A 9,136-nucleotide genomic window follows, 5' to 3' on the forward strand; every position below is an offset into this window, starting at 1 on the left:
TCACAAACAGAATTCAGCATGTTGACGAAGCGACGGGATTGAGTGCTGCGCTTATGCGTTTGGTGTGCGTTCGACGGCGATCAATCCTAATGTGCGAGCGCCAGCGACGGTCAGGACCTTTTGCTTTAGCCCTTGGTCTTTTTGATAGCGACGTACAGCGTCGCGCGTGCGGGCATCCATTTCACCGGTGACCGTGCCGCGATGATAGCCGCGTGCCTGTAATGCACGTTGTAAGGATGAGACGAAATCAGGCGTCAGTTGCTCTGCGCAGGGGATTTCAAACCATGCGTTCTTGCGCGGTGTAATGACCTCGGCCTTGGTTTCTTCTTTGTAGATCGGCGGGGCCTGTACGCGGCCATCACTGCTGACCTGTGCGGGTTGCACTAGTACTTTTCGCGTGACCGTTTCCACGATTGCGGGGCTGGACGTTTTGCCCCAGCACGAGCCGGGGGCAGCACCGGGCGGCGCGGTGGCCAGCGAAATGGGGTCGACGTTATTGGCGGACGTTACGGTGCCGTTTTCAGCACAGGCCGTCAGAAACAGCGCTGCTGTAAGGGCAGGGACGAGGATTGATGATGTCATGCTCGGGCCTCTGATTGGGCTTTTGCGGCATCATAGCGCGATGCGGGCTGTCTGCATAGTCCTGCGGTCTATCGGTCCTTGCTGTGCATATCCCATGTTTCGGTCCGCGTGTCGGTGGCCATTTTGCTGCCGGTATCTTCGGCCAGAAGTTGATCGAGTAGGGGCGAAATGTCTTCGATCTGTTCGGCCAGCACGTGGGTCACGCTGTGCGCGCGTTGCATGCGCCCCGTCACCCGCAGCATTCGTCCGGCGACCACAGCGCGCCGGAATCGTTCATAGATGTTACGCCACACGATAATGTTGACCACACCGGTTTCATCCTCAAGCGTAAGAAAAATCACACCTTTGGCAGTGCCGGGCCGCTGGCGCAGGATCACAAGGCCCGCCACGGCCACAAGCGCGTTGACGGGCGGCAGTTCTAAATCGCAGGCGCGCAGGCAGGATGGCGGACGCGGCCAGTGCGCTTGTTTGCCAGAAGGGGGACTTTGGGCAATTTGCATGAGAACAAAAATAGAACATACATCACATGTTGCAAGTCGAAAAGGGTAAGGGTGCAAAAGGGGGTGGCGGGGCGAAATCGGGGCGGTTAGAACTTTCGCAACTGTAAAATTAAAGGGGCTCAATCATGGCCAAGATCACCTATATCGAACACAGCGGCACGGAACATGTGGTTGACGTGGCCAACGGGCTAACGGTCATGGAAGGCGCGCGCGACAACAATGTCCCTGGCATCGAAGCCGATTGCGGCGGGGCCTGCGCCTGTTCGACCTGCCACGTGTATATCGCGCCTGATTGGGTCGAAAAACTGCCCGCCAAGGATGACATGGAAACGGACATGTTGGATTTCGCCTACCAGCCGGATGAAGCGCGGTCGCGTTTGACGTGCCAGTTGAAGGTGACGGATGCGTTTGATGGGCTGATTGTCCAGTTGCCTGAAAAACAAATATAATGACCAAGAGGGCGCCGCGTCCACTGTTGCGCTTTTTACGCGGTTCTTTGCGCGGCGCACGGCTGGCATCGTGTGTGTTGTGGGTTGGGCTGGGGGCAGCGCCTGCTTTTGCCGAAGGCATCACCTCGGCCCGTTATACGAAGCCGACGGACAGATATGCGCATGGCGTTCTAGGTGATGCCATCGAATGGGGCACGCTGGAGATTGACTCTGCGGACAATGACAAGGCTGGGCTGGGGCAGGACGCGGTTCTTAAAACACAAACCCATATAATCACATTGCCTTTGGATCATGTCTTTGAGGATGTGGCCCCGCGCCTTGTAGATGTCGATAATGACGGAGATATGGAAGTCATGGTGGTCGAAAGCGACGTGCGTCAGGGCGCGGCGCTGGCACTGTATGACGCGGGTGGAAAGATCACCGAAACACCGCACATAGGCACGCGCAACCGTTGGTTGGCCCCGGTTGGCGCGGCTGATTTGGATGGGGATGGCTTGGTCGAAGTCGCTTTTATTGATCGCCCGCATTTGGCGAAAAGCTTGCGTATCTGGCGGTATCAAGACCGTGCGCTGACGCTGGTGGCGGCCCTTGACGGTTTGACCAATCATCGCATTGGCGAACGGGACATCGCCGGTGGCATCCGCACCTGCAATGGCACACCTGAAATGATTGTTGCGTCGGCCAATTGGTCGCAATTGGTGGCCGTGACATGGCAGGGCGAAGAATTTGACTGGACTGTGATTGGCTCCGACACCTCGCGCCCAGCCTTTGCCCGCGCGATGGCCTGCGCAGGCTAGGCGTTGGCGTTCTGCCCTTAGTCGTCCAGCGCGCGCCAGCCGATATCGCGGCGACAAAACCCACCGGGAAAGTCGATGGCGTCAACCATCTCGTAGGCACGGGTCGCGGCCTCTTTCAGTGATGCACCGCGCGCTGTGACGTTCAGGACGCGCCCACCTGAAGCCGTAAGTGCGCCATCTTTTGTTGTGGTGCCTGCGTGAAACACCATTTGGCTGCTGGTTTGGGGCAGCGCGTCGAGCCCCTTGATCACCGCCCCTTTGTGATAGGCGCCGGGATAGCCATTGGCGGCCAGCACAACAGTAATCGCATGATCGTCGGCCCAGTTGACTTGCGCGCTGGCCAACTGCCCTTTGGCGGCGGCTTCTAGCAGATCAAGAGCCTGTGCACCCAAGCGCATCATCAAGACTTGGCATTCGGGGTCACCAAAGCGGGCGTTGTATTCCACAAGCCGTGGCGCGCCGTCTTTGATCATAAAACCGGCATAAAGGACGCCTTGATAGGGTGTGCCACGCCGCGCCATTTCGGCCATGGTGGGGCGGATGATTTCGGCAAGCGCGCGTTCGGCTACAGCGTCGCTAAGCACGGGGGCAGGGGAATAAGCGCCCATGCCACCTGTGTTTGGGCCAGTGTCGCCTTCGCCCACACGCTTGTGGTCTTGGGCGGTGCCAATAGGCAGCACGTCGGTGCCGTCGCACAGCACAAAGAATGATGCCTCTTCACCGGTCATGAATTCTTCGATCACGACTTCGGCGCCCGCACCGCCGAATGCGCCGCCAAACATGTCGTCGATGGCGGCGTGAGCCTGTTCAACTGTGTCGGCCATGATCACGCCTTTGCCTGCGGCCAAGCCGTCGGCCTTGACGACGATCGGCGCGCCTTGGGCCGTGACATAAGCTTTGGCTGCGGCGGCGTCGGTAAAGTGGCCATAGGCGGCAGTGGGTGCGTTTGCGGCGTCGCAGATTTGCTTGGTGAAAGCTTTGGAGGCTTCAAGTTGCGCGGCGGCTTTGCTGGGACCAAAGACCAACACACCAGCTTCGCGCAAGCGGTCAGCAACGCCGGCGGCCAGCGGTGCTTCGGGACCGATGATCACAAAATCAATGGCCTCTTCTTCGACAAAACCAGCGACGGCCGCGCCATCCATGATGTCGAGGTCCGCGCAATCGGCGATCGCTGCGATACCTGCGTTGCCGGGGGCCACCACAAGGCGGTCGCATTTGGGGTTTTGCAAAACAGCCCACGCAAGTGAATGTTCGCGACCACCGCCGCCTAGAATGAGGATGTTCATTTGGGACACTCCTTGGCCTTTGTTGGTTTGCGTTCTAAGCTGCGCGCGAGGCGCACACAAGGACATGCCATGGACCTGCTTGACGATCCCATCCCCGGCTCGAACACCCCTGAATTTTCGGTGTCGGAAATCGCGGGGCGGGTCAAAAAACTGATCGAAGGCGAACTGGGCTGGGTGCGCATTAAGGGCGAGGTGGGGCGCGTTGTTTTGGCGCGTTCGGGGCATTTGTATTTCGACCTTAAGGATGATCGCAACGTGCTGTCTTGCATGACCTGGAAGGGGCAGGTGAGCGGTTTGGGAACGATGCCCGAAGAAGGCATGGAGGTCGTCGCCGAGGGGCGCATGACCGCGTCTGGGTTTCAATCTAAGTTTTCGCTGAACGCCGAGCGCATTGCCATTGCAGGCGAAGGCGCGCTGATGGCGCTTTTGGAAAAACGCAAAAAGGCGCTGGCGGCAGAGGGTTTGTTTGACGCGGAGCGCAAGAAAGCACTGCCTTATCTGCCGGATGTGATCGGAGTTGTGACGTCGCTACAGGGGGCTGTGATCCGCGATATTTTGCACCGATTGCGGGATCGTTTTCCGCGAAAGGTGCTGATTTGGCCCGTTGCGGTCCAGGGTGCGGCATGTGCGCCGGAGGTGGCGCGTGCCATTGCCGGGTTCAATGCGTTGGAACCGGGCGGGGCGATGCCACGACCTGATTTGATTGTCGTCGCGCGCGGCGGTGGATCGGTCGAGGATCTGTGGGGCTTCAATGAAGAAGCTGTGGCGCGTGCGGTGGCGGCCTCGGAGATCCCGCTGATTTCGGCTGTTGGCCACGAAACGGATACGACGTTGATTGATTTTGCGTCCGACCAGCGTGCACCGACGCCCACGGCGGCCGCCGAGATGGCAGTGCCTGTGCGCCATGAATTACTGGCCTGGGTCGAACAGGCCGGCGGGCGAATGACGTCATCGATCAGTTCTGGCCTTTTGCGCCGCTCGCAACGCATGCGCGATTTGACGCGGGCTTTGCCGCGCCCGGATGCGTTGGTTGAGGGGCCGCGGCAGCGTTTGGATGTGCTGGGGGGGCGGCTGGGACCGGCCTTGATTTCCGGTGTGCAGCGCCGTCGCGTACGGTTGTCTGATGTGTCGGGCAGTTTGCGTCCTGTGATGTTGGGTCGCCAGCTGCGTGCCGAATCGCAGCGATTGGATGCTATGTCGGATCGACTTGCCCCGGCGCTTGGGCGCATTGCGGCCCATCGCCGCGAACAGTTAGAGGCCCGATCCGCGCGCTTAGCCGCCCGTTTGTTGATGCAGGATGTCGAACAGGCGCAGGTGCGTCTTGGGACGGTGAGTTCACGATTGCAGGCTGTGGGCACACGTCAGATCACAGAATTACGTGCACGACTTGAGGCGATGGACCGTCTGCGCGAAACGTTGAGCTACAAAGCGACGTTGGCGCGGGGTTACGCGGTAGTGCGTGGCGGTGGAGAGATTGTCACGAGCAAAGCGGATGCGGAAGCGGCGTCGGGACTAGAGATCGAGTTTTCCGATGGAAAGCTCAAGCTGGGCGGGGGGGCGACGAAAAAGGCCAGGGCAAAGCCGCCCGAGCAAGGATCATTGTTCTAAAGGCCGTAGGCGTACCATAGGTACGCCTTACAGTTGTGCTAAGATGCAAAGTTGTGCCTCAGACGCCGATTTTCGGGCCCAAGCAGATCAGCTTTTCGCCGACGTCCTGCGCCTCGTAGAGGTCTTGGCTTGCGGAGTTGTTTTCAAACGTAGCGACCAATCCGCCCGCGCTTTGTTCAAAACTCCAACATTGCGGATCGGGTCGGTCTTCGTACACGAAGCAGATGTTGGTTCCTTCGTTATACCAGCGGCCATCTTTACATTCGCCGTCCAGAAACGACCACGTGACGCGTCGATTTTCGTGATAAATTTCAGCGCCATAGGCTTCACCGGCGCGACCATAATATAGCGTCTTGCCTGTGACGTAGGCTTCGAATTCGGCGGCGGACATGGGTTCGGCGGTGGCCGCAAGCGGTGCCGTAAAAAGCGCAAGGGTCAGTGTAATGTATTTCATGACGCGAGTGTGGCAGAGCGTGCGCAGCTGTGCGAGTCGATTACGCGCGGTCATGGTGTGGTTGGCATCATATCGCCGTGAATTTTTGAGCGCCGGCGTCGCAGATATCGGCAAGGGTCCACATCCCGCCCTAGATACAGCCCCTAATCAGCATAGTGGCAGGCAAAAGAGACGCGACCGTAAATCGAAGCATGCAGACCATCAGGCAGAATCATTCCGAATTTGAAGAGCGAGAGCTATCACAACACGGTTGCGCATTTCTTAATCGGAAGCGGCGGTTCTCATGCACGCCTTTATGACGCGCATCGGCGCGGTATTTTCGCGTCATGGGGTCGTTTTTGGACTGATCGGACCTCTGGTCGGCTGATAAGTTTACCTCAAATTAAACGCGCAACTGATGAGTGTACCGCGACAAATTGAGCTGGGGAGATACGGCATGGCGCTGGATGAATCGCAAAAAGGTAAAGGCGTTTGGAAGTCCGGCAAAGGCAAGGGACGGGTGCGGCCCAAAGGGCGTGCCCTTGAGGATCAGCCTTGGGACGAAATTCGCCACCTGCTCGCAGGACGGCCTCGTCGCCGCGATCTGCTGATCGAATTCTTACATCTCATTCAGGATGCATACGGCCATCTGAGCGCGGCGCATTTGCGCGCCCTAGCCGAAGAAATGCGCCTGAGTATGGCCGAAGTTTACGAAGTGGCGACGTTCTATGCCCATTTCGATGTGGTCAAAGAAGGCGAGGTCGCGCCGCCTGCATTGACCATTCGTGTTTGCGATTCACTGTCGTGCGAATTGGCCGGCGCGCAGGCGTTGAAAACCGCGCTCGAGGACGGCTTGGATGCCAGTGAGGTGCGTGTGCTGCGCGCGCCCTGCATGGGGCGTTGTGATGCGGCGCCTGTTTTGGAGTTGGGTCACAATCACATCGACAATGCCACGTTCGACAAGGTCACATCGGCGATCGCGGCGGATGACACGCATGCGCACGTGCCTGAATATGAAGGCTTTGAAGCATATTTGAAAACAGGGGGGTACGAGGCACTTCGCACCCTTCGGATGAACGGAAATTGGGAAGACGTCCAAACCAAAATCAAAGAAAGCGGTTTGCGTGGACTTGGTGGGGCGGGTTTTCCATCTGGCACCAAATGGGGCTTTGTGCGCGGCAACGCTGGTCCGCGTTATCTTGCCGTGAACGGGGATGAAGGTGAACCTGGAACTTTCAAAGATCGCTACTATTTAGAACGCGTTCCTCATCTATTTCTTGAAGGCATGTTGATCGCGGCATGGGCGGTCGAGGCAGACACGGCGTTCATCTATATGCGCGATGAATACCCCGCCGTGCTCGAGATTTTGACGCGTGAAATCAAAGCTTTGGAGGCGGCAGGCATTGTCGCGCCGGGCTTTATCGATCTGCGCCGTGGTGCGGGCGCCTACATCTGTGGCGAAGAATCCGCGATGATCGAAAGTATTGAGGGCAAGCGCGGCATGCCGCGTCACCGCCCGCCTTACGTGGCGCAGGTCGGAATTTTTGGCCAACCGACGCTGGTGCACAATGTCGAAACCTTACACTGGATCGCACGCATCTGCCGCGAAGGGCCAGAGGTTCTGAACAGCACGGAGAAAAACGGGCGTAAAGGTTTGCGCAGTTATTCGGTGTCGGGCCGTGTGGCCGCACCGGGGGTCTATCTGTTGCCCGCCGGTTCGACGATCACTGACGTTATCGCAGCGGCGGGCGGCATGGCCGAGGGCCACGTATTCAAAGCCTATCAGCCGGGTGGGCCGTCTTCTGGTTTGTTGCCTGCGTTGATGCACGATGTACCGCTTGATTTTGACACGTTGCAGCCGCATGACACCTTTATCGGGTCGGCTGCTGTGGTCGTTTTGTCTGATCAAGACCGGGCGCGCGATGCAGCGCTGAACATGTTGCGCTTTTTCGAGGATGAAAGCTGTGGGCAATGTACGCCGTGCCGTGTGGGGTGTGAAAAGGCGGTCAAGCTGATGCAGGCGGATGCGTGGGATCAACCTTTGCTGGACGAGTTGTGCACAGCCATGGCTGATGCCTCAATCTGCGGCTTGGGGCAGGCGGCGCCAAACCCGATCCGACTGACGATGAAACACTTCGCAGACGAAATTTAGGGCACTCGTTAACTGGGGTTGCGATAAACGCGGCAGATGCAGCCCGCGCGCGAGATGGCGCGGCATAGGTCGTTTGCCTCTTGGCGCGAGGATCGCCCTAGGCGTGCCATGATGTAGGGTTTGCGACCCTTCACCCGCGACGAGACAGGGATGTACTCCATCGCGCCGTCGTTAATTTGAGCGGAACAAGATCGCGTAAACCGTGCGACTCGGGCGCGCGCGTCTTTTTCCGTCACGCCGTATCCGACTTGCACACCCCAAGGTTTCCAGCGCGAAGGGGGCGGGCCAAGCGGAGAAACCTTGCGCCCCTGCGCCATCGCCAGACATGCCGGCAAAAAAGGCTTGGTTTTATCAAGGCGAAAATCGTGGTCTTTGGGCGGACGATCACGCCAATCTTCGGCATTCAGCCCGGTGACGATGCGCACATAATTGATGGTTTCACGCGCCAACCCACCGCCGCGTAAAAAGCCGTCTGCACGACCTTCGCCGCCATTATAGGCCACGGCTGCCATACCTTGGTTGCCATAGCGCCGGGTCAGTTCCGCTAAATAATGGGCTGACCTTTCAAGGGCTTCTGCGGGATTGTAGCTGTCCTTTAGGTCGCGCAACTTGGCTGTGCCGGGCATAAATTGCGCAATGCCTTGTGCCCCTGCAGGGCTTAATGCGTTAGGATCAAACCGGCTTTCTTGCCAGATCAAGCGTGCAAAGAACCCCGGATCCAAGACATGGCGATGGCTTGCGCTTTCTATCTGCTGGCAGATGTCAAAGGCTACGTGATCGGGACGAATACAAACGACAGGCCCAAGGCGGCCCGTACTGCACATCGTGCCTTGAGCTTGTGCAAAAACAGGCAACGGTAAGAACAGTAAGACCAGCAACAGGACAATGCGCATAAACTCATACCTTTTCATGGCGCGATGCCCGTATTAGGTCAGTAACAGATTTAGTACCGGGGCATCATGGCATTTTTCAAGAAACTCAAGGATCGTTTGTTCAAATCTTCGTCTAAAATCGACGAAGGACTAGAAGCGATTATCGTAGACGGTGGTGTCGAGGCCGCGGCCGAGGCGGATGTGACGCCTGCTCAAGATGCCGTTGTTGAACCCGCGTCTGTTGTTAACCCGGCCCCGACGCCGGTGCCTGAAGGCATACAAGAACCTGTGCTTGACGTGGTGTCGACAACGGAATCTGTTCCAGAGCCAGAGCCAGAGCCAGAGCCAGAGCCAGAGCCAGAGCCAGAGCCAGAGCCAGAGCCAGAGCCAGAGCCAGAGCCAGAGCCAGAGCCAGAGCCAGAGCCAGAGCCAGAGCCAGAGCCAGAGCCAGAGCCAG

9 protein-coding genes and 1 pseudogene are annotated in these 9,136 nt (G+C 58.3%); 5 read left to right on the plus strand and 5 right to left on the minus strand.

Features of this window, described 5'->3' with window-relative positions; genetic code table 11:
* Nucleotides 1-51 precede the first annotated feature (51 nt).
* Both ABJF76_RS17760 and ABJF76_RS17765 read right to left on the minus strand, forming a co-directional pair.
* Nucleotides 52-582, minus strand: a complete 531-nt coding sequence (locus tag ABJF76_RS17760) for a peptidoglycan-binding domain-containing protein (RefSeq protein WP_413821041.1) — start codon at nt 580-582, stop codon at nt 52-54.
* Between the two features lie 68 nt (nt 583-650).
* The gene (locus tag ABJF76_RS17765; RefSeq protein WP_413821042.1) at nt 651-1,082 is read right to left on the minus strand and encodes an OB-fold nucleic acid binding domain-containing protein; all 432 of its coding nucleotides are present in this window, start codon (nt 1,080-1,082) and stop codon (nt 651-653) included.
* 125 nt (nt 1,083-1,207) lie between these two features.
* On the opposite strand from ABJF76_RS17765, the gene ABJF76_RS17770 reads away from it, so the two are divergent.
* Both ABJF76_RS17770 and ABJF76_RS17775 read left to right on the plus strand, forming a co-directional pair.
* Nucleotides 1,208-1,531, plus strand: a complete 324-nt coding sequence (locus ABJF76_RS17770) for a 2Fe-2S iron-sulfur cluster-binding protein (protein ID WP_413821043.1) — start codon at nt 1,208-1,210, stop codon at nt 1,529-1,531.
* Complete coding sequence (locus tag ABJF76_RS17775; RefSeq protein WP_413821044.1) at nt 1,531-2,328, plus strand: FG-GAP repeat domain-containing protein; 798 nt, start codon at nt 1,531-1,533, stop codon at nt 2,326-2,328. Before ABJF76_RS17770 ends, ABJF76_RS17775 begins: the two co-directional genes overlap by 1 nt.
* Nucleotides 2,329-2,345: 17 nt before the next feature.
* Here the strand turns inward: ABJF76_RS17775 and purD are convergent, their stop codons facing one another.
* Complete coding sequence (purD, locus tag ABJF76_RS17780) at nt 2,346-3,614, minus strand: phosphoribosylamine--glycine ligase (RefSeq protein WP_413821045.1); 1,269 nt, start codon at nt 3,612-3,614, stop codon at nt 2,346-2,348.
* 69 nt (nt 3,615-3,683) lie between these two features.
* Between purD and xseA the strand changes: the two genes are divergently transcribed.
* The gene (gene xseA / locus ABJF76_RS17785) at nt 3,684-5,222 is read left to right on the plus strand and encodes an exodeoxyribonuclease VII large subunit (protein WP_413821046.1); all 1,539 of its coding nucleotides are present in this window, start codon (nt 3,684-3,686) and stop codon (nt 5,220-5,222) included.
* 58 nt (nt 5,223-5,280) lie between these two features.
* On the opposite strand, the gene ABJF76_RS17790 is transcribed toward xseA, so the two are convergent.
* Entirely contained in the window at nt 5,281-5,676 is a 396-nt protein-coding gene (locus tag ABJF76_RS17790) for a hypothetical protein (protein WP_413821047.1), read from the minus strand.
* Nucleotides 5,677-6,112: 436 nt separating this feature from the next.
* Here ABJF76_RS17790 and ABJF76_RS17795 point away from each other — a divergent pair, with 436 nt between their 5' ends.
* Nucleotides 6,113-7,807, plus strand: a complete 1,695-nt coding sequence (locus ABJF76_RS17795; protein ID WP_413821048.1) for an NAD(P)H-dependent oxidoreductase subunit E — start codon at nt 6,113-6,115, stop codon at nt 7,805-7,807.
* Between the two features lie 8 nt (nt 7,808-7,815).
* Here the strand turns inward: ABJF76_RS17795 and ABJF76_RS17800 are convergent, their stop codons facing one another.
* A complete protein-coding gene (locus ABJF76_RS17800) occupies nt 7,816-8,700 on the minus strand; it encodes a transglycosylase SLT domain-containing protein (RefSeq protein WP_413821049.1) in 885 nt (294 codons plus the stop codon).
* Between the two features lie 66 nt (nt 8,701-8,766).
* Here ABJF76_RS17800 and ABJF76_RS17805 point away from each other — a divergent pair.
* A pseudogene (locus tag ABJF76_RS17805) lies at nt 8,767-9,136 on the plus strand (signal recognition particle-docking protein FtsY); the annotation flags it as partial.

Origin of the sequence: Tateyamaria sp., assembly GCF_039940735.1 — a bacterium.
Taxonomy (GTDB): Bacteria; Pseudomonadota; Alphaproteobacteria; order Rhodobacterales; family Rhodobacteraceae; genus Tateyamaria.

Excerpts from the sequence above, each read along its gene's own strand:
- purD (WP_413821045.1), bottom strand. The coding sequence starts at position 3,614 with ATGAACATCCTCATTCTAGGCGGCGGTGGTCGCGAACATTCACTTGCG.
- ABJF76_RS17770 (WP_413821043.1), top strand. The coding sequence starts at position 1,208 with ATGGCCAAGATCACCTATATCGAACACAGCGGCACGGAACATGTGGTT.
- ABJF76_RS17790 (WP_413821047.1), bottom strand. The coding sequence starts at position 5,676 with ATGAAATACATTACACTGACCCTTGCGCTTTTTACGGCACCGCTTGCG.
- ABJF76_RS17775 (WP_413821044.1), top strand. The coding sequence starts at position 1,531 with ATGACCAAGAGGGCGCCGCGTCCACTGTTGCGCTTTTTACGCGGTTCT.
- ABJF76_RS17795 (WP_413821048.1), top strand. The coding sequence starts at position 6,113 with ATGGCGCTGGATGAATCGCAAAAAGGTAAAGGCGTTTGGAAGTCCGGC.
- ABJF76_RS17765 (WP_413821042.1), bottom strand. The coding sequence starts at position 1,082 with ATGCAAATTGCCCAAAGTCCCCCTTCTGGCAAACAAGCGCACTGGCCG.
- ABJF76_RS17760 (WP_413821041.1), bottom strand. The coding sequence starts at position 582 with ATGACATCATCAATCCTCGTCCCTGCCCTTACAGCAGCGCTGTTTCTG.
- ABJF76_RS17800 (WP_413821049.1), bottom strand. The coding sequence starts at position 8,700 with ATGCGCATTGTCCTGTTGCTGGTCTTACTGTTCTTACCGTTGCCTGTT.
- xseA (WP_413821046.1), top strand. The coding sequence starts at position 3,684 with ATGGACCTGCTTGACGATCCCATCCCCGGCTCGAACACCCCTGAATTT.